Genomic DNA, 21,841 nt, shown 5'->3' with positions numbered 1-21,841 from the left:
AGGAATATTACAATGAAGAAGTTAACAATTAATCTTATACTACTTTCGATGGTTTGCACATTTGGACAAGGTTACATCTATATCTGGAAAAACAATGCAATTGTAGATTCACAAGCGATTTCAAATGATTTGAAAATATCGTTTAAGACAACGGGCCCATCTCAAGCAGGTTTAGTCGCTTGGTATCCATTTAATGGAAATGCAAACGATGAGAGTGGAAACGGTAACAATTGTACAGTAACAAATTGTACTTTGGTCCCAGATAGATTTGGTAAGTTGAATCGAGCATATTCTTTTGATGGGAGCAATTCTACATCCATAATTACAGGTACTGCAAATCCAGTTCTATCTTTATCACAAGTAACATTAAGTGCTTGGGTAAAAATAAAAGGTCAAGGTGTAGATTTTCCAAGAATTATTGGAGTTGCCCCATCTAACACGAGTGACGAAAAATATGGGATGTTTCTTAATTCTACTGCACCTCCCCGAGCAGTAGCATTTTACAGCTATCCCTCAATTAATTGGAGTCAGACTCTATTTTTAAACGATAATGTTTGGCATCATCTATTGACTACATTTGATGGTAGCACCGTCAAAATATTTATTGACGGAATATTAGACAAAACTGTTTTTAATGTTCCTGCTTTAGGACAATTTACCAGTGGGCATGTTGTGGCCATCGGTGGCGGTGCTTTTCTTGGAAATGATCGATTTGATGGGGCCTTAGATGATTTGAGAATATATAACCGTGTTTTATCAGATGTAGAAATACAAGCTCTTTTTCACGAGACCGGTAATTGATTAGACTTGTTGACTAAGAAATTAAAAGCAGAAAGTTTACCGCAAGTGGCATAATAAAGTGTATAAGATAAATAATTGCCATTTACCATTTTCATTTCGGTAAGCAGATTTTTTGAAAAAGATCATTTTCATGGCGGTAGGTGGGGTTGAATCCTCTTGGTTTCACAAAGACTCTAATATTTCAAAAGTATTCGGGTATTTTTACTGCAAATGTGGCCAAAAACGGGATTGAGTTAGCAAAATAGTATTGACATAAAGCCGCAGGAAACACTCTGCGGCTTTTTTTCGGCTATGAACAGACCATCGATACCAAAGTCGCTAATTTTGGCTCTACATAGACCATTACTGATTATAAACATCACTTCCTCAAATATTCCTGATAAGTTACCCACTTACCATCCTTTCGATATCTTACACCATTTTTTAACCTGTCGGTGTATTCTTTTGTGTCGGTGTAAGGAGGTGTCAGTTTGCCTGCTTTGACGAGGGAATCTCTGAGCGCGCGGAATCCTCCCTCTATGAAATAATCCATTTCGAGAGTTTTGAGATTTAGTAATACACGGTAGGCGACAGCACTTTGATTACTGGAATAACGAGCTAAAAAGTGGAGCGAATTGTTATAAATGTCTCTTTCTCTTTCAGAAGGTGCAAGGATATCACCATTCAAGGTGCCAGTAAAAATGGTATAATCATTTGACGGAGGTCTTATTTCAAACAGAAGAGTTGCCTTGGGTTTATTATAAAGCATGTAATCGGGGTGGGTTTCAACCATTTGATCTTTGAAAGCCAATGGGACTGCAAAAATTCGGTTTACGAGGTTGCCGTTGTCTCTGGCAATTGCGACAAGTTCATAGCTCCCATCGTTTCCCAAATCAATAATGGTAAATAATGAATATCCACCAGCATGCCACAGCGTCCCCTGTTTTCTTGCTCCTGTCCGCAGGCTCAGAGCATATACTGCCTGTGGAAAAGTGGGTATACTACTTGCATTCAGGTATAAAAGTTTTTCTCCCCCAATAGTTACGGTATCGATTAACTGCAGCCCGTAATATCCGGGGATATTTTGCTCTTTTGGAGATGATACCGTGTCTCTAAAAGAAAATGACCACAAGATTTGGTTTTCTGATTTGTAACAAGTTACCTGACCCACATTCTCAGAACCAATACCCTCTTTAAGGTCTTCTACCAATGCAACCTCATTCCTCTTATCCCCATCGACATCAAGAATTTTAATCCACCTGTTTTTTTGCCATGGATATTGAAGGTCGGTCGTGCTTTGTGTTATACCCCATCTCCAGATTACATTGCCGAACTGGTTTTTAATCAGTAATTCTCTTCCCTTAAATTCATAGGCAACCGGATTACTATCAAACTGATATTGCAGGACAAAAAATGTAACAAGCAAAACGGGAATCAGAACAAAAAATGCATACTTATGCTTTATCGCAAAATCTTTGATTCTGGCGGTGTAAGGTTTTTTTGAGATGATGAGGATATTCCTTCTGTTAAGGATATCTTCAATGCTTTCAACGGAAGTGACCTTTAGATTCCGCTTTGGGTACTTTTTTGTTAGCTGCTCCAAAACAAAAGTAGCGGCAGGCCCATCATTCTCTGGAACAACGAAATTTGATACGCCGGAATAAAATACTGCCGCCATCTTTTTTGAGATATTGCGATTACCTGTTCGTAATATTTCTCCTTTTTCATTAATTGAACCTGTTAGAGCGAGTCCCGGAGCAATTGAATAAATGAGGTTAGGGGTAATCAGTTTCTTAAGCTCAATAATGAAGAGAAGGGTGAGCAGTACTCCAAATGAGTCACCTGAATAGACGCCAAGTCTTGAATTGAAAAATACCTGTACATCAAAAAAACAGGTGGACTTGTTATCCCGCTTGAAAACAAAATTATAAGCGTATTCGAAAGAGGTTTTCACCTGTTCCAGCACTTTTTCATCCTCCTCCTTAAATGTAGGATGTATTTTGAATTGCATGGAGATTTTCGAAGGAGAAAGCTTAACGGTTATTGAATCAAGATAAGTGAAATTCAATATCTCATCCCGAACAGATTCAATAACCGGGAAAACAGGGAGCGTTTTTGTTACTTCTGTGGAGATTGTTCCTTCAAGGGTAGATTCAATTTGGGAAATTTGTTGTTTTTTCTCCTTAATGCATGAACAGAGAGCTTTTCTTCTAAACTCGTTTCCGGGACTCTTGTAGAGTCTTATTGCATTTTTCAGGATCATTCGGGAAGCAACTATTTTTTGACCTGTCGGATCAAAAGATTTCAGCAATTTGAGATAAAGAGGGAAAAATTCTGTAAAATTTGCTTCAACTAAAAGCGGGTTCGAGTACGAAAACAGCGAAAACAGGAATTTGTTGATATAGTATAAGCTTAATCCACGGGAGGAGTTTTGCTCAAGAAATACCCTAAGCCGGGCTGCCTGATCTTCGATTTCATAAAAGATATTCTGATTGTTTTTGGTATTATTTATATCCATCTTCTATTAAATGCTATTCTCTTGCCAAAGTTAAACAAAAGAAATTTAACTGCAAAGACTGTGACTATTATTATGTTGACAGGAAAAAGGGGAGCGAGGAAATCGGGCGAATAATCTGTGTTTATTCCAGCTCCAAACTGATATGATCCACATCAACTTTACCCGGCAAAACGAGAGCTTGCGTATTATCATCGAGATGGTGGGTGCTTTCTGACGGGAATATTTTAAGATTAATATTTTTTAATACTTTACCGGAAAAATCGAAGATGTATATGCTGGTCGAGTTGCGACTTGTGTTCACCTTAATAAGAAAAGATTTGGATGAGTCCATGAAAGTTTTAGAAGAGACAGTTTCGTCCGCCTCCATAGACGCAGCACGATATAAAACTTTGGCTTGTCCCTTAGAGGGAGTCATGGGTGTATAGGGATAAAGATAAATGATATTTGAAGACGGTTGGTACACAGCAATCCTGGAGGCAAGATTTTGCCTGTCGTTTTCAGTGATATCTTTATTGGTTTCATTAAATAACATGTTGAAGTAATTTAGCTCCTCTTGAAATACGGCACCGGTTTCAATGTACTCTTTTTTTTCATCGCTGAGAGTTTCAGGATGAAAAACAAACGCAAAAACATCATACTCATTTATTGAAGGGACGAATTTCATTTTGTTGATTGGATCTTTCTGTTTAATAGATGTAAAAATTCCAAATTCGGATTAATTAGACTTTGGGGCAAGCATTTGGGACAGTTCCAGTTTAAGAACCTTTAAAAGATACTCAAGAATGTTGTGATATCTTGATTTGTAAACTTCATGAGGCATATCCTCATTAAAAATTTGAAAATAATGGAATAATCCCGGCTTTACGCCTCCGTCTTTTATATCCGATAACATCTCCACAAGAGCTTTTTCGATCATCCCGGCCTCATCACTGGAAAGTTTCCCCTTGCTTACATAAGAAATTTGCAATTTTTCGAGCACTTTGTGATATGCCGTTTTAGTCAAACAATCAATATCATACTCAGTTTCAGTCTCATTGCAGTAAATAACAGGCCTATCTATATTGAGGTTGACTTCTTTTATCCTCCTGGCGAGGGCCAGTAGTGGAATTGCAACAGCCTCTTCATTAATTCCGGTAAGTTCATCGAGAATTGCTTTTATATTTAATTTTTTCGCATTGAACAACACTGAAGGGGCTGAGGAAAGGTGAGTATAATCAAGATAACGAAAATCACCCAAAACCGGGTTTTCTACTGAGATATAGCAAACCTTGAGTTTTTCGATTTTAATAAGTTTTTCTTTTTTAATATAATAATTCAGGGAGTCGAGGATCCTGGCAAAAAATGGATCGTTTTCCCTCATCAAATTGTGCAGATGCTGTTTCACTCTGTGGGCAAGCACAGATACGAGCATAAACTTTGCTTGTTCTTCATTTGTAATCGGTGGTGACCAATCAATAAATGAATTGCTTAGGTGGTGTATGAGTCCGTCGTTTCCGGGTGTAAATAATGGCGCAATAGCATCTATCGCAATGTCTTTTGCAGTCAAATCTCCCATAATTCCCGGTTTGTGAATTTTGGAAATCTGGTACCTGACCTGAACTGTTGCGAGTTTAAAGCAATCTTCGATTAGACTGTTCAATTCCACCCTGTTCAAAACGGGGTCGATTGGTGTAGATAATAAAGGGATTATTGAATGTTTCAATTTTCTGCTATTTGATGATTTCAGAAAACCTGATAATTAGCTATTTCAATTTATGTAGAAGAATTTTAATTACAAACTTTTGACCTGGTATCCTTCTAAAGCATTTAGCCCATATGTCGCCGCAAGGGCTCTTTTGTTGGAGTATGCTGTAATTCTACCCATATGTCGCCACAAGGGCTCATCAGCGTAAATCCGTTAAATCTGCGTGTATCCGCGTCCCCTTTCCCTACAATCTGAATCGAAGGCTATTGGTTTTCAAACTTCAAACCTCAAACATTCATCCTTCATCCCTCAAATTTTCAGCCTTCATCCTTTATCCTTCATCCCTGATTTTTCGCCATTCATCACTAATTCATAAAAATGGCATGCCTTCGCCTTAATTTTGCTACAACTATTTTTTACTCTCCCGGTCTAAAGAGACAAACAAACAAGGAATCATTCAAATATGAGAAGATTAGCTCTACTCTGTTTTGCTTTAATCGCAACAGCCACTTCGTTTGCCGGTGGCAATAAAGGCTCGAAAGAAATTCAAATATCAAAGCTCTCCGGAAATATTGAGGTTGACGGAAAGTTAAATGAGCCTGTGTGGCAGAACCTTCAGGTACTGGAGTTTTTTCAAAGAGACCCCGAAGAAGGGAAGCCTTCATCGCAGAAAACTGCATTGAAAGTCACATATGACGATGAAGCATTTTATCTGGCTGCATACTGCTATGACACCGACCCTGATTCTATTGTTACAGTTCTCTCCAGAAAAGACCAGTGGGTTCAATCCGACTATTTTATGCTCTTCCTCGATCCCTACAACGACAAAAGATCGGGCTACTATTTCTATGCAACCCCCAGCGGATCGACAGGTGACGGAACCCTTTTCAACAGGGACTGGGACGAGAGCTCATGGAATGGCGTCTGGGAAGCAAAAACCATGAGAACGGGTGACGGCTGGACGGTAGAAATGAGGATTCCTTTTTCGCAGCTCCGTTTCAACAAAAGACCAGACATGACATGGGGCATCAACTTCAAAAGGAATATTGCCCGGAGAGGTGAGGAGAGTTATTATATACTGTTGAAAAAGAACGAGAGCGGTTTTGTTGAAAAATTCGCTGAACTGAAAGGTTTTCAGGAGATTGGAAACAACGCAAACATTGAAGTGCTGCCCTACCTCCTTTCGAAAGCACAATATCTCATTCACGACCAAAACGATCCTTTTTACAAAAGCAACCAGTACGGCACCTCTTTCGGTGCGGATTTGAAGTGGGGCATCAACAGCAATCTGACGCTTGACATGACGGTAAATCCCGATTTTGGACAGGTGGAAGTGGATCCTGCAGTGCTTAACCTCTCGGCATTTGAGACATTTTTCGAAGAGAAGCGCCCGTTCTTTATCGAGGGGAGCAACCTCTTGCAGTTCGGTTACGGCGGGTCGAACAACAACTGGGGCTTCAACTGGGGAAATCCCGACCTTTTCTATTCAAGAAGAATTGGTAAAAGCCCCAACGGCGATGCTGCTGACGGAGATTTTGTTGAGTATCCCACAAATACACAGATACTCGGTGCCGCAAAACTGACGGGTAAAATCTCAGACGGATGGTCGGTATATGCGCTGAACGCCCTCACAAATTCAATGAGTGCAAAGTCATACACCAATGGAGTTACAACCAAAAGGGAAGTGGAGCCTCTCGCAAATGCAACTGTCTTCAGAACACTGAAGGAATTCGATAATTCGAGATATGGTCTCGGTTTCATGGGTACATCACTCATCAGAAAATTTGATGAACCCGGTCTCGAAAACAGCTTCAGCCGCAATTCATTTACCGGTGGAATTGACGGGTGGATCAATTTCGACTCGGCAAAAGTGTATGTAATGAATGGTTATTTCATGATGTCGAACATCAACGGTACGAGGGATTTCATAACAGAATTACAGAAAAGACCGGTTCACTCGTTCCAGCGTCCGGATGCAAAATATCAAAAACTTGATACGAACGCCACTTCACTTAATGGATGGGCAGGAAGAATAACATTCAACAAGCAGGAAGGGGAGTTCTATTTCAATGCAGCTCTCGGTGCAATTTCTCCCGGATTCAACTCGAATGATCTCGGATTTTCATGGCGTACAAGCTACATAAACGGGCACCTCGTAACAGGTTACAGGGATTATAAAGAGGACTCGTGGAGCAGATCAAAAAGCATTTATGCAGGATATTTCAGGTCATACAACTTTGATGGCGACAAGGAAGCGGACGGTATTTTCACGATGGGAAATCTTTGGATGAAAAATTTTCACCGTCTGAGATTCAATTTTGGTGTAAACTTTGAATCTTACAGCACCCGTCACACAAGAGGCGGCCCTACCGTAAAACTGCCCGAAGGCTACAACGGCGCCATCGGTTTCTCTACTGATCAGAGAAAAGACATCACCATCGACGGCGATTTCTACTACGGTGGCGATGCACTCGGAGGTAACAATTACAGTCTGCAGCTTGGCGGATCATGGAGAGCGAGCGAGGCGGTAAGGCTCACCATATATCCCGGTTACGAGTGGAATTATGATGCAGGTCAGTGGATAGCAAACTATGATGACCCCGCTGCGGTGAACACCTATGGTACACGACACATCTTTGGATTCCTTGATCAAAAAACCCTTTTTGCTACAATTCGCCTGGACTATACATTTACTCCCACGATGTCGCTGCAACTCTTCGCACAGCCGTTCATATCAATCGGAAAATACTCCGACATAAAGGAATTTGAAAGAGAAAGAACGAGTGACTTTACAGTGTACGGTACAAAAGGCACCACGATAAAATATGACAAAGAGAATGGTGAATATGAAATCAATCCGGGAGGAGGCGCCAATTCATTCAGAATCGGTAATCCTGATTTCAATTTCAAATCGCTCCGTTTGAACATCATCTACAGATGGGAGTTCCTCCCCGGGTCGACTCTCTTCCTCGTATGGAGCCACGACCGTACCAATTTTGACGATCCCGGTGAATTTCAAATGGGCAAAAGTTTCTCGAACCTTATAAATTCAGAGTCGAACAATATCTTCATGGCAAAAGTAACCTACTGGTTTAATGCTGCAGGATTGTTTTAAGATTTGAGAATAAACCGCAAAGGCCGCGAAGTTCGCAAAGGGAGTAATTAACCGCAAAGGCCGCAAAGATCGCAAAGGAGAATTACTAAGTTTGAATTATCACAGCTAATAGTTCATAGTTAATAGTTCATAGCTTCCTTTGCGTTCTTTGCGGTTTATTTAATCAAACTTAGCTTCCTTACAGAAGAAAAAACCTCACCTGAAGCAGGTACAACTGTCATCCTGTAAATATAGATACCCGATGAAAGTCCGTACTTGACCGCATCAAACGAAAGAGAATGAACCCCCGCATCCTCTGCTTTGTTCAGAAGCGATGCCACCTTTTCACCCGCCGTGTTGTAGAGATCGATGCTTACCATTCCTGCTACAGGCAATTGATATCTGATGACCGTTGCCGGGTTGAAGGGATTCGGATAATTCTGTTCGAGAAGGAAGTTGGCGGGCGTACCCAGACTCACTTCTATGATATTTGAAAACTCATGACTTCCCGAATTGTCCAGTTGTTTCAGACGGTACTTGTATTTGTATGCATCTTCTGTTGAGGGCTGGTCGGTAAATGAGTAATATTTAGGTGAATTGGTTGTATGATGTCCCTGAATGAACCCGATATTCTTCCAGTCATCGCTTCCTGCAGTTGTCCGCTGCACTTCAAAGCCGTAGTTATCCACTTCGGTGGCGGTGTGCCATTTCAGGTTTACCACACCTTTGGTTACAGAGGCAGAAAAAGAGACAAGCTCGACAGGGAGGGTACGGTCAGTGAACAATGCGAGGTATGGTTGAAGATTGCCACCGATAGAAGCGAACTGACCCCCCACATACACATCATTGCCTGAGACAGAAATATTTCTTACTGAGTTACCGGGATTAGGATTCCACGAGTCTGCCAGACCTGAAGAGCTGGAGATTCGAGCCAGGTAATTTCTTGTTGTGGAACCATTGACAGTGGTAAAAGTCCCCCCGACATAGATATCGCTACCGCTTACAGCAAGGGTATAGACAGTTGCACCAATATTCGGGTTCCATGTGTCCACTGTTGCTGTGCCTGACAGGGGAAATCTTGCCAGGCGGTTTCTTGTTACTGTCGGGAAATTAACAGTATTAAATGAACCCCCGACATAAATAGAAGAACCGTCTATTGTTAAAGCGTAAACAACTCCACCTATAGACGGGTTCCAGGAATCAACGGTGCCGTAACCCGACAGAGGAAAACTTGCCAGGTTGCTTCTCGGTACACCTGTTATATTGACACTGGTGAAACTCCCTCCTACATAAATAGTCGAAGCGTTAATAACCAAAGCATTCACTGTGCTGTTTATGCTTGGATTCCAAAGATCATCAACAGCGGCAGAACTCTCCAGAGTGAATTTAGCAAGCCGGTTTCTTGAGACAGAACCATTGACAGTTGTAAAACTTCCTCCGGCATAAATATCGGTACCGTTTATAGCCAGTGCATTAACAGCTCCATTGCCGATATTAGGGTCCCAAAGGGGGTCCACGGTCCCTGAACCTGTTTTTGAAAATCTTGCGATGCGATTTCTTATGAGGGAGCCTGCTGTCACAAAAATGCCCCCTGCGTAAACATCCGTAGCACTTACAGCCAGAGCATAAACAGCTCCACCCGGATTGGGATTCCAATCAGCATCGACCTCACCGGTGGTGTTGTTGATTCTGGCGAGATAATATCTTCGGACAACATTCACCAGATTGAAGTTACCGCCCACATAAATGTCGGTGCCACTTACTGCCACTGAAAGTCCTGAACCGGACAGGTGTGGATTCCACCCTGTTTCGGGTGTGCCTGCCCCCGTTGCATTAAGTTTTGCAATACCATAACATTCAACAGCTCCTCCGGAGACGGTAGTAAAATTTCCTGCGGCGAATATTGAAGTCCCGTCTGTTGCAAGGGAATTAACCGCTGCATTCATATTCGGGTTCCAATCTGGATCAAGAATTCCGGTTCCGCTAATGGAAAGTTTTGCAATCCAGTTTCGTGCAACTCCCTGCATTGTTGTGAAACTACCCCCGACAAAAATGTTGTCACCACTGATCAGAAGAGAAAACACATAACTGTTTGCATTGGGGTTCCATGATGCATCTACTGTTCCTGTCCCGCTTATGGAGAGCTTTGCTATCCTGTTTCGGGCCACTCCCCCGATAGTGGTAAAATATCCACCGGCGAAAAGATCAGTACCACTAACAGCCAAAGCAACTACCGGGTTACTGGAACCGGGGTTCCATGATGCATCAACTGCACCCGTTCCCGTCGTCGAGAGCTTAGCGATGTAGCTTCGGGAGAGTCCGCCGACAGTCGCAAAATCCCCGCCAATAAAGAGTGATGAACCACCTAGGGCAATAGCCTTGACGGTTAAATCGGCACCCGGGTTCCAGGATGCATCGGGAAGTCCTGTAGTTACATCAATTTTGGCGATACGACTGCGGGCTTGTCCGCCAATTGTTGTAAAATTTCCACCGATGAAAAGGTCGTTACCATTTAGCAGGAGTGAATAGACTACATCATTAACATCCGGATTCCAGGAAGCATCAAGCGTTCCGTCAGAATTTATGTGAGCCAATCTGTTCCTGCCGGTTGTACCGACCATTGTAAAAGTTCCACCAATATACCAGCCGCCGGCTCCATCGGAGATGCATGTATATATCGAGCTGTTCACTTTTGGGTATAATTTGTCTATACTCGAGCTTGTGGTGGTCATTTTTACACCGTTGCCACTTAACCTCCCTACCGTTGAAAAAGCCCCGCCAATATAGGTAAAGTTGCCGTCAACCAGTGTTGCATATACAGCATTATTTGTTGCTGCCATATCTGGATTGGCGCTTTGTGCTGATGCAGTATTGAGCATGTACGCAGAGAATAACAGAACAATTGATGCTGTTCTTCTCCGGAAAATTTGAAATTTGACCGCTTGAATCAACATTTTTTTCATGATTTCAATATGTTTTATCTTGATTAATAAACCGCAAAGAACGCAGAGAACCCGCACCTCTAATTATTTAACCGCAAAGGACGCAAAGAATCAGAAATATGAAATTAGCAGAGGGATTTTAGAGCAGGTTAATGCTTGGAGGGGGTGAATAAATTTCAAAATGATAGCACCACGACGACTTCGAGCAGTCAATAGTACACAAACCTCGTCTCACCTGATTTTCTTCAGGGTGCCGGGCATTTTGTCTGTTTATTCAGTAAAATAGTGAATCTCTAAAAAAGGAATTTACCTCCGTTTTTTGTGAAATGGAACGAGTTAATTAAACCTCACATAACCTGAAGTAATAATACGGAATATTTTCTTTAAAGTCAATAGTTTGGTAAGAAAATTATTTTGTCAAACCGCAAAGGAGAGAAACCGCAAAGGGAGTAATTAACCGCAAAGACCGCTAAGATCGCCAAGGGGAATTACTAAGTTTGAATTATCACAGCTAATAGTTCATAGTTTCCTTTGCGTCCTTTGCGTTCTTCGCGGTTTTAATACTTGAGATTCCCGTGTGACAAGATTTTACAACCTTTTACGGCAAAATGAAACTTAATCGATCCGAAAAATTTATCTTTGGAAAGGAGATCATTAAAAATCGGATAAGAACGAGATGCGATACATTTATGCCATAACAGTTGTTTTTTTCTTTTTTTTCACAGGTTGTGAGAAGGCTTTAACTGAACCCGGGAATGATAAGCTTGTCGATCTGGCAGGGGAGTGGAAATTTCAGATTGGTGACGATTCCTCCTGGTCAAAGATTGAATTTAATGATTCGGCATGGGATAAAATAATAGTACCGTCTTCGTGGGAGAATCAGGGTTTTCACGGTTACAACGGTTATGCCTGGTACAGATTTTCGTTCACCGGTTCTGCTGATCTTGCAGGAAAGAATCTTGCACTTCACCTCGGATTTATTGATGATGTTGATGAAGTGTGGTTCAACGGTGTAAAGATCGGCACTTCGGGAAGTTTCCCTCCCGACTACAAAACTGCGTATAACGCCTACCGGATTTATTATCTTCCTGCCTCTCTTGTAAATTTCACTTCAAAAAACACCATCGCCGTAAGGGTATATGATGCCCAGCTTGAGGGGGGTATCATGTCGGGTGATCCGGGAATTTATGAGAATGAAACTTATATTACTCCCGATATCGACCTTGAAGGGAACTGGAAGTTTATTCAGGGCGACTCTTCAATCTACAAAGACGATGTTGTTACCGACTCTGCCTGGAAAGATGTAATTGTGCCGTCTTATCTCGAAAATCAGGGACTCTCACAGTTTGAAGGGTACGGCTGGTACCGTCTCTCGTTCGATCATAAAAAAAATGATCTGAAGTCGCAACTCCTTCTTCTTCTTGGTAAAATAGATGATTTTGATGAAGTGTATCTGAATGGCAGACTGATCGGGGGGACTGGCAACATGAAGGATGCAAAAGTTGAATATATTCAGTCGGAAGAGTGGATGCAGAACCGTGTCTATACAATCCCGGCAGGATTAATCCGCACTGACCGTCCCAATATTCTTGCAGTAAGAATTTTTGACGCATTCCAGCAGGGGGGCATCTACTCGGGTCCCATCGGCATCATCAAAAAAGACCGCTATGATGCGTTCATCAGAAAAGCGTATAATAAGGATGAATGATTTCAGTTATGAGTTATGATTTATTAGTTGTGAGTTTTTTTTGACTGTGAGTTGTGGCATAGACTTTCCAGGACATTGATAAATCATAATTCATAACTCATAACTAAAAACTAATCCCTGAATTAAAACCATTTCTTTTTCCTGAAATATTTCAGGAAGCCGAGGGCTACAACAATCATAAGCAGGAGGGCTGCCGGATAACCCCAAACCTGCTTTATCTCGGGCATGTAATGGAAATTCATTCCGTAAACACCAGCAATAAAAGTGAGCGGCATGAAGATGGTTGAAATGACGGTCAGCACTTTCATGATGTCATTAAGGCGGTTGCTTGTGTAAGACATGTAGACATCTATCAGGGAGAGGGTGCTTTCACGGAGATTCTCAAGAATTTCTATTATCTGATTTACATGGTCATAGGTGTCGTTAAGGTAGATTAAGGTCTCTTTGGTGAAGAGAGTGATTTCTTTCTTGTGAATTTTGTTCATAATGTCGCGAACGGGCCAGATTGACTGCCGGACTTTACTCAGTTCGCTCCTTAACGATTGAAGAACTTTAAAATTGTCGGAGACATCATCGGAGAAAAACATGGCTTCGATATTTTCGATATGATCATTCAGTTGCTCGAGGGCAACATAATACTCATCAACAACCAGATCGATTACGGCATAAAAGAGAAAATCAATTCTTTTTCGAATCAGATTTTTGCCCGATTCAATCCTTGACTCGATGATGGAGAGAAAATCATCATCGAAATCCTGAAAAGTAATCAGTGTATCTCCCCTCATAAAAAGACTTACCTGCTCGGATTTGCAGTTATTTGATCCTGTGATCTTCAGTCTGTTAATTTCGCAAAATACTGCATCACCCGTTTCCTCTATCTTCGGTCTCTGATAGACATTCATTATATCTTCCAGAGTGAGTTCGTGGATTTTGAATTTTGCAGCAAACAGGGTAAGGAAATCTTTTTCATTAAAACCGATTACACGAAACCATGTGAGTCCATGGCGGTTCTCTCTAAAATAGTCCTCAAGTTCGGTAAAAGACCCGATAACCACTTTCTCGAAATGACCGCTGTCAAAATTCAGTGCAATGATTCCGGTTTTTGTGGTGGTGTTTTCTCCGGTATATTCGATGGTTCCGGGCGGTTTCCCGGCTTTCCGGCTTATTCTTCGTGAAGGCATGGCAATATTAAATTATTAGTGAATGCAATATAAAGAAAAGAAGGCGGAATTTTTGAAGTTTGAAGTCAGAGGTTTGAGAGGGGACGCAGATGCACGCAGATTAAACAGAGTTTCGCGGAAGGATGAATTGCGAAGGATGAAGGCTGAAAACCCGTAAGGGTGTCATATGGGTAGAAAATGGCACCCAAATATAAAAGAGCCCTTGTGGCGACATATGGGTAGAAGAAGGCTGAAAAACATAAATCATAACCCACAACTAATAATTAAATTAAGCTCATAGATCATAGATCATAGCTAATAGCTAAACTACTTTCTTTGTACTGAATATTATTATTAGTATGTTTGAATATGGGAAAATTTCTTATTCAAGGATAGAAAAAATGGATATATACGGAAAAAAAGTACTGGTGCTTGGCGGCTGGGGTCTGGTTGGAAAAGCCATAACCCGTCGTCTGATGGTTGAAAAACCTGCCGGCATAATAATTACCTCTCTGAAGGAGAGCGAAGCAAAAGAAGAAGTTGAATATCTTAAAAAAACATACCCTGAAGCGGGCGAAGGTTTCTTTGTTCCCTGGTGGGGAAATGTGCTTGTGCGTGATGAATATAAAGACTTAAGCCGTCAGGAGATGCTTGCAGATCCTGAAATGAGGCGTACGATAATAAGTGATGTGATGGATGATCTTTCCGATGAGGTGTTGAAGGCTCAGTCGCTTTACAAACTGCTGGAGGAACACAAACCTGACATCATAATCGACTGTATCAACACCGCAACGGGTATTGCTTATCAGGATATTTTCACGGCTTACAAAAATCTGAAAAAGGTGCTTTATGAGTCGGAAGACCGCGATCAGCTCGTTACCGAGACGGAAAAACTTGTAGCAGTGCTCTACATTCCGCAGTTGATCAGGCATATTCAGGTGCTTTACAATTCGATGCACCACTTCGAGACACAGGTATATCTGAAGATTGGTACTTCGGGTACGGGCGGCATGGGTTTGAACATCCCCTACACCCACAGCGAAGAGAGACCTTCGAGGGTGCTTTTAAGCAAGTCGGCAATCGCCGGTGCGCATACACTTCTGTTGTTCCTTATGGCGAGGACCCCCGACAGTGCAATCACAAAGGAGATAAAACCCGCTGCTGCGATTGCATGGAAAAAAATTGAGTTCGGCACCATCAGGAAACAGGGGAAGGAAGTGGAGATATTTGATATTCCGCTCGATTCCGCAATTCCGCTCGAAGGAAAGATTTACAAGGAGACCGGCAGAAAATTTGAACGGCAGGGTGTTTTAAGATCGGTTTACATCGATACAGGTGAAAACGGAATCTTCTCCCGTGGCGAATTTGAAGCCATTACTGCACAAAAACAGATGGAATTTGTTACTCCCGAAGAGATTGCAAACAACACCGTTTTCGAAATCATGGGAGGAAACACCGGACACGACATCATAAACGCCCTGGACAATGCGAACATGCAACCATCGTACAGAGCAGGTTACATGCAGCATCTCGCCGTGGCAAAACTTTCCAAACTGGAAGAGCAACATGGTGTGGCATCAGTGGCTTTTGAGATGCTTGGACCACCGAGACTCTCGAAACTTCTTTTCGAGATCGAAATTCTGAAACGCACCTGTGGAAACATGAAGGAGATTGTGAAGAAAACTCCCGAAGAGCTTACAACTCTCTCGACCAGGTTCATTCTCGACAACGAAAAGTTCAGAAATGAAGCGATCTCGGTGGGCATTCCCGTTTTGATGAACGACGGCAAAGATCTGCTGCGCGGAAACCTGATGAAAATTCCCGTTTTCGGAGCGGAGACAGAGCTGGAGATTACTCCTGACAATCTCGAAAAATGGGCTGAAGCCGGCTGGATCGATCTTCGACCCAAAAACTGGGAACTTTGGATATCGAGAATTGAAGCAATAATTGCTGAAGCTGATGCGATTGCAAAGGATGATACCAGTTCGTTGCATGTGAGAACAGAGCAATACTGGAACTACTTCGAGACAATCGATGTAGGCAAGGTTGTTTCCTGGATCTTCATTCGTGAAGAAAAAGGAAACCGCATGAAAGACTAAAAATAAATTGTGCAAAGCCGCGGGAACCCGCGGCTTTGTTGTTTATGGCTTCATTATATCCAGAAGAGCAATAAAAGAGATGAGCCAGGCGAGTTCATCCTTTTTTGAAGTGTCGCCGTCGTAGAATTTCAGAATTCCCGCAACTTTCGTTTCATCGAGCAATCCGCTGTTTCTCACCTTCCCCGAACCTGCAAGATCACAGACGAACTCCTTTAACAAAACCAGTTTTTTGGTTCCTTCATCTTCAACCGGAGAAATTTTTTTCCCCGTAACAGAGGAAACTTTTGACCAGACCCGTGAACCAAGACTGCCGAGGCTGAACGGCACAGTTGTTCCCGACTTCACAAGCGGCAACGAAGTGAGTTCCGGAGCCATGTTCCTTACTATTCGCTTAAGCATGGAGCTGTTTCTCCTCAGTTCGAGAGGTGTCGAGAAAAGCAGATCGAGCACATTTTTTTGAACGAAAGGCATGATGGCAATGGCAACTCCGTCTATCATTGTCTGTTCCTGGGAATAATAGTTCGGAAGGCGTGTCCGCAGTGAGATGAGATCAATCCAGTTGTCAATTCCCATGGTTTCAGGTTGGGGGTTTTCAGCAAATACTCTGTCCAGAGATTTGGAGCAACCCTTTTCCATTTCGTTTAATACTTCGGCACGAAAAATATCAGCTCTATGATGTGAAAGAAAAGGGATAAGACTCTCACGGTTTCCTCTGAAAAATGCTTTCCCACCCATCAGAGAGAGCTTGTAGAAAAACTGCCGCCGCCACAATTCACCAAAACCGCCGTCGATAATGACAGGAGATCCGTTCTCCACTACTTTTTTGTAGTAGCCAAGGTTATTTGGAGAGGTTGCCGGATGGTTAAGGAGAGAATATCGAGCCTGGAGTCGTACATCCTGTATAGCGCTCTCGATGGTCAGTTCATCGGGTGTGTAATTTGTAAATTTCACTCCGGTTCGTTCGCAGAGTTGCCTTGCCATCGCCACATCGGGGTTATCCGGTTCTCCGAATGAGTGAGCAGAAAAAGGTGTTTTGCTTCGGATGAGCAGACTGAGCAGGACTCTCGAATCCAACCCGCCTGAGAGACTCAATTCGATGGGATGAGCGGTTCCTTTGTTTAACGAGCAGATGGAATTAATGGCGTTAATAAAATTTCTGACCGGCTCATCTGCAATTTCGGAGTTCAAAGCCGGGAAAGGATATGGAAATTCACTTCGGATTGACAAGGATTTCCTGTCAATTACCAGTTTTTCGCCGCAACTGAGTCGCTTGTAATTGACGAAAAGACTATCACTGTCCAATTGGTTATAGAGGAGCCATCTGCCTCCGAGAGCCTCGGGGTTAAGCTCAGGGGTTTCAATTTTAAAGAGAGTGTGGTAATTTGTGGTGAAATGGAGACGGTTATCTTTTTTCAGGAGATAAAGGTCTCGCAAGCCAAAGGGACAGGTGAAAAGAACTATCTTTTTTTCATCGAATTGGATACCTGCGAAATGACCGGAGATTTCATAAATTTTTTCAGCTTCCAGAATTCTTCCCCAGTCATCAGTCGTTAATAATCTCGTAATTCTCCCGTCAGTCGAAATCCCTGTTCCGGCAACGCAAAAACCTTTATTATCATCGTCGAACGAGAAAAAAAGATTTGGGGCAACATGACCTGAAGAGAGATTTGTAAGTTCAATATTACCGGAAAAGAGTGTAAGTGAGGCATCTTCCAGGGAGATGCTGCCATGAAATTGAGACATAAAAGTTCAGTTTTGAGAAAAAATTTATTATTGAGGAAAAAATTAATATATTTGGATTGATAATCATCATAATGAAACCTGATCGGATTCTGTTTTGCACAAATTTCTTTTTTCAACAGCAGTTCTTTTTACTCTTTTCTCTTCAATCGGGTTCAGTCAGGAAGTGCCTGCCTCGTATTCAAATATCAAATATGACACCGGCAAAAAACTCTATTATTTCGAGGAAGATGGAAGAAAGTTATACGAAAAAGCCGGCAATCCGCGTTATGATGTGGAGAAATTCATCTCTGGCATTTCGGGCGATGCAAAGGGACTTTCCTTCAATTTTGGAGATACACTTCTAAAAGGGACACTTTACTACGGTTTGATTCCCGTGGGTGACGGGAAGTATCCGCTCCCTGTCTGGTTTAACAAAAGTGTGGCGATAGAAAAAGGAGTCTGCTCCGTTGATATCAAGGGGACTCTCTCGGGCACATACGACATGATCGAGTGGCAGGCTAAAGGATATGGTTTGCTCGGATACCGTATCACCGGTTCGTCGGGTGCAATGTTGTATGACGGGAGGGTGGAGTTTGTCGCAGGCGAACCTTTTATGGTCTCAAACACGATAGTGGACGGTCCTTTTGTGAATGTCGTGACCGAAAACTCTGCCATCATTTCATTAAGAACGAATTTTGTTTGCGAGCCCTCAGTTACGGTAGGGAAGAGGGAATATGAGCTTGAGTCCGGCAGAAAACATGAACTTTTGGTGACGGAACTTCAGCCTTCCACTGAATATATCTATACTGTAAGAGCCGGAAACACAGTATTCGAGCAAAAGTTTAAAACTGCCCCTAAAAAGGGCGACAATTCCAAATTTACATTCGCGTATGCAAGCGATTCGAGGGCATCCCAAGGGGGTGGTGAGAGGAGTCTTTTTGGCTCAAATGTTTACATCATGCGGAAAATAATGGCTCTCGCTGCACAAAAAGGCGTGGATTTCATGCAGTTCACGGGTGACCTGATCAACGGTTACTCATACAACCCGGAGGAGCAGAGACTGCAGTTCAGAAACTGGAAAAATGCGGTACAACCATTCGCAGCATACTTCCCGATTTACACAACGATGGGTAACCACGAGGGGCAGCACATCAGATTTATTGATGAATCTAAAGCCGCCCGGTATCTGCGGGTTGACCGTTTCCCCTTCGACTCACTCTCGGCAGAGACTGTATTTGCTGATGAGCTGGTGAATCCTCTTAACGAGGAACTGCTCTCAGAGGACGGATCGAAATATGATCCGAACCCTTCAACCACCGACTTTCCATCATACAGTGAAACAGCATACAGCTACACTTTTGGAAACAGTGCGATGATTGTGATGAACTCGAATTACTGGTTTTCTCCCGATGTTAAGGCTAATCCGGGGCTTTCGGGAAATCCGCATGCGTATATAATGGAGAATCAGTACAACTGGTTTGCGAAGAAATTGCTCGAATATGAAGCCGACAATAGAATTAAGCACATTTTTGTATCGGTTCACACTCCATTGTTTCCGAATGGCGGGCATTCCGGCGATGATATGTGGTACTCGGGCAACAATTCCGTGAGAGCGAGAATTGCCGGCAAGGAGGTGGAGACGGGCATTATCGAGAGACGCGACTTGTTCCTCGATCTGATGGTTAATCAGTCGAAGAAAACCAGAGCTGTTTTCACAGGTGACGAGCACAACTATAACCACCTTGTTATAAACCCTGAAATGAAGATGTATCCTGAAAACTGGGAGAAGAAAAAAGTGAAGCTGAGCAGGACAATCTTTCAGATCAACAACGGAGCTGCCGGTGCACCCTACTATGCGAAGGAAAAACTCCCCTGGAGTGAGTATTGCAAGTCGTTCACTACACGGAATGCTCTCGTGTTCATCACCGTGGATGGTGACAGGGTTACAGTTGAAACCATAAATCCCGACACCCTTGAAGAAATTGAATCTTTTGAGTTGAACACAAAACAATAATTCTTTGTTACTATATTGATATATAAAAAAACAATTTTTTGAATTTTAATAACAAAAAAAATGAGGCAACCGTGTTAAGCGAAAAAATGGAAAAAGTATTAAATGAACAGATCAATAAAGAGATGTTCTCATCATATTTATATTTAAGCCTTGCCACTTACTATGAGTCGATAAATCTTTCAGGATTTGCAGCCTACTTCAAAGTACAGGCGAGTGAGGAATATGCTCACGCAATGAAGATCTTTGATCATGTACACACCCGTGGCGGTAAAGTGACCCTTGAAGCGATCGCAAAACCACAAAGCGAGTGGAATGGTGCACTTGACGGATTAAAAGCTGCTTTCGAACACGAACAGTATATCTCAAAAAGCATCTTCTCACTTGTTGAACTCGCTCATGAGCTAAAGGATTACTCGACCAACACCTTCCTCAACTGGTTTGTTGAAGAGCAGATCGAAGAAGAGGAATCAGCTCTCGCAGTTGTAACCAAACTCGAAATGATCGGCGAATCGAAAAATTCCCTCTATCTTTTCGACAGAGACATGGGAAAAAGAGCTGCTAAATAGCTGTTAGCTATGAAGTATGAGCTATGAGCTGATTGTTTGAAGGCTTAAACTTTGAATTTAAGGCTGTTCCGAAGAGGGGCAGCCTTTTTTTTTGTTGAACCCGCCTGGGCTCAAAGCCATTTGAATTTTTAAAGGTTGTACCGGATGCAATCTTTTTAAGAGAATACAAATTCGGGTGTTATTAGTTATTTTCGCTTTTGCAATTTAATCTAACATTTTGGTTAAAATTATTAAGATTTCAACATGACGATGAATGACTTTGACGAAAATTTAAAATACGAACAGTTGCTTTCTTTAATTAAGGAGCGGATTAATGAGGCAAAATATAAGGCCTTAAAAACTGTAAATCATGAGCTGATCTCTCTATATTGGGACTTGGGCAAAATCATTGTTAAGAAGCAACTGGATGAAGGATGGGGGAAGTCGATCGTTGAAAAATTGAGTTCTGATCTGAAGGCATCCAACCTGGGTGTTCAGGGTTTTTCAGCATCGAATTTATGGTATATGCGACAATTTTATCTTGAGTACAAAGATAAACCAAATCTCCAACCACTGGTTGGAGAAATTGGCTGGTCGCACAATATGATTATTTTTTCCAAGTGTAAGGAAGATTCTGAAAGAGAATTTTATCTTCTTCACACCAAAAAATTCGGGTGGTCAAAAAATGTTCTTGTTCATCAAATAGACAACAAATCGTTTGAAAAGTATTTGTTGAACCAAACCAATTTTGATAAAACAATCGCAGTTGACTACAGGAATCAGGCTTTGTTGGCAATTAAAGACAACTATACCTTCGACTTCCTCGAATTATCAGAGGCACATAGCGAATATGAGTTGGAAAATGCACTTCTGGCAAATATTCGTCAGTTTTTGGAGGAGATGGGTCATTGGTTTACATTTGTTGGAAGTCAATACAAGTTAACGGTCGGGGAGAATGAATATTATATTGACCTGTTGTTGTATCACAGGAAATTAAAATCTTTAATTGCCATAGAACTAAAAGTTGGAGATTTCCTGCCGGAGTATAAAGGTAAAATGGAATTTTATCTGACGGCATTAAATCGACACCTGAAGGAAGAAGGTGAGAATGATGCAATAGGGATTATTATTTGTAAAAACAAAGATAAAACTGTAGTTGAGTATTCATTAAGCAGTTCCAATCATCCTATCGGAGTATCTACATATACCACTGGAACGAATCTTCCTGCTGATTTCGTAAAATATTTGCCTGATTCTGAGACAATAAGTCGAAAACTTGAACAGGTACGATTTCTATTTAACGAGAGTGGTTCTGATTAATTGATTTTGTCAAGTGAAAAGGTTCAAAATAATGAAGGATGGAGCCGGTTTATTAACCTCTTCTTGAAAAAACCAATCCACTACTGTAGAAGCTAATATTCCTTTTCCCATGACCCCTTTGCGGTCTTTGAGGCCTCTGCGGTTTTAAATTTAACTCCCCCCAAATTCCTCCTCTCAAAAACCGGAGAACCATTTTTATACTAATTTATTTCCGGTAAAATCAAAAATCTGTTAAATTTATTTTTCGATTTATTC

General features: G+C 41.9%; 13 protein-coding genes. 7 read left to right on the top strand and 6 right to left on the bottom strand.

Annotated elements, in window-relative coordinates; all coding sequences use genetic code 11:
• The first annotated feature begins 12 nt into the window (after positions 1 to 12).
• A complete protein-coding gene (locus LCH52_00940; protein ID MCA0387037.1) occupies positions 13 to 801 on the top strand; it encodes a LamG domain-containing protein in 789 nt (262 codons plus the stop codon).
• A 358-nt stretch (positions 802 to 1,159) separates the two neighbouring features.
• On the opposite strand, the gene LCH52_00935 is transcribed toward LCH52_00940, so the two are convergent.
• From LCH52_00935 to LCH52_00925, 3 genes are all read right to left on the bottom strand, one after another.
• A complete protein-coding gene (locus LCH52_00935; GenBank protein MCA0387036.1) occupies positions 1,160 to 3,298 on the bottom strand; it encodes a hypothetical protein in 2,139 nt (712 codons plus the stop codon).
• 121 nt (positions 3,299 to 3,419) lie between these two features.
• Positions 3,420 to 3,962 (bottom strand): hypothetical protein, encoded by a 543-nt coding sequence (locus tag LCH52_00930; protein MCA0387035.1) that lies wholly within the window; start codon positions 3,960 to 3,962, stop codon positions 3,420 to 3,422.
• A gap of 51 nt (positions 3,963 to 4,013) precedes the next feature.
• On the bottom strand, positions 4,014 to 4,853 hold the full coding sequence (locus tag LCH52_00925) for a hypothetical protein (protein MCA0387034.1): 840 nt from the start codon (positions 4,851 to 4,853) through the stop codon (positions 4,014 to 4,016).
• Between the two features lie 592 nt (positions 4,854 to 5,445).
• On the opposite strand from LCH52_00925, the gene LCH52_00920 reads away from it, so the two are divergent.
• Positions 5,446 to 8,097, top strand: a complete 2,652-nt coding sequence (locus LCH52_00920; GenBank protein ID MCA0387033.1) for a carbohydrate binding family 9 domain-containing protein — start codon at positions 5,446 to 5,448, stop codon at positions 8,095 to 8,097.
• Positions 8,098 to 8,252: 155 nt separating this feature from the next.
• Here the strand turns inward: LCH52_00920 and LCH52_00915 are convergent, their stop codons facing one another.
• A complete protein-coding gene (locus LCH52_00915; protein MCA0387032.1) occupies positions 8,253 to 11,030 on the bottom strand; it encodes a delta-60 repeat domain-containing protein in 2,778 nt (925 codons plus the stop codon).
• Positions 11,031 to 11,694: 664 nt separating this feature from the next.
• Between LCH52_00915 and LCH52_00910 the strand changes: the two genes are divergently transcribed.
• On the top strand, positions 11,695 to 12,726 hold the full coding sequence (locus LCH52_00910; GenBank protein ID MCA0387031.1) for a glycoside hydrolase: 1,032 nt from the start codon (positions 11,695 to 11,697) through the stop codon (positions 12,724 to 12,726).
• A gap of 122 nt (positions 12,727 to 12,848) precedes the next feature.
• Here the strand turns inward: LCH52_00910 and corA are convergent, their stop codons facing one another.
• Entirely contained in the window at positions 12,849 to 13,907 is a 1,059-nt protein-coding gene (gene corA, locus LCH52_00905) for a magnesium/cobalt transporter CorA (protein MCA0387030.1), read from the bottom strand.
• A gap of 380 nt (positions 13,908 to 14,287) precedes the next feature.
• On the opposite strand from corA, the gene LCH52_00900 reads away from it, so the two are divergent.
• Entirely contained in the window at positions 14,288 to 15,985 is a 1,698-nt protein-coding gene (locus LCH52_00900; GenBank protein MCA0387029.1) for a short-chain dehydrogenase, read from the top strand.
• 42 nt (positions 15,986 to 16,027) lie between these two features.
• On the opposite strand, the gene LCH52_00895 is transcribed toward LCH52_00900, so the two are convergent.
• Positions 16,028 to 17,728, bottom strand: a complete 1,701-nt coding sequence (locus LCH52_00895; GenBank protein ID MCA0387028.1) for a hypothetical protein — start codon at positions 17,726 to 17,728, stop codon at positions 16,028 to 16,030.
• A gap of 94 nt (positions 17,729 to 17,822) precedes the next feature.
• Between LCH52_00895 and LCH52_00890 the strand changes: the two genes are divergently transcribed.
• The 3 genes from LCH52_00890 to LCH52_00880 all read left to right on the top strand — a co-directional run bounded on the left by LCH52_00890 (position 17,823) and on the right by LCH52_00880 (position 21,586).
• The gene (locus tag LCH52_00890; protein ID MCA0387027.1) at positions 17,823 to 19,721 is read left to right on the top strand and encodes a metallophosphoesterase family protein; all 1,899 of its coding nucleotides are present in this window, start codon (positions 17,823 to 17,825) and stop codon (positions 19,719 to 19,721) included.
• An 86-nt stretch (positions 19,722 to 19,807) separates the two neighbouring features.
• Entirely contained in the window at positions 19,808 to 20,287 is a 480-nt protein-coding gene (locus tag LCH52_00885; protein ID MCA0387026.1) for a ferritin, read from the top strand.
• Between the two features lie 249 nt (positions 20,288 to 20,536).
• Positions 20,537 to 21,586 carry a PDDEXK nuclease domain-containing protein gene (locus tag LCH52_00880; GenBank protein ID MCA0387025.1) on the top strand — a complete coding sequence of 350 codons (1,050 nt, stop codon included), beginning with the start codon at positions 20,537 to 20,539 and terminating at the stop codon, positions 21,584 to 21,586.
• Positions 21,587 to 21,841 lie beyond the last annotated feature (255 nt).

It is taken from the genome of Bacteroidota bacterium (assembly GCA_020161395.1).
Classification (GTDB): Bacteria; Bacteroidota; Ignavibacteria; order Ignavibacteriales; family Ignavibacteriaceae; genus UTCHB3.
Note: the sequence above shows the minus strand (reverse complement) of the source record. Positions and strands in the feature narration are given on the sequence as shown.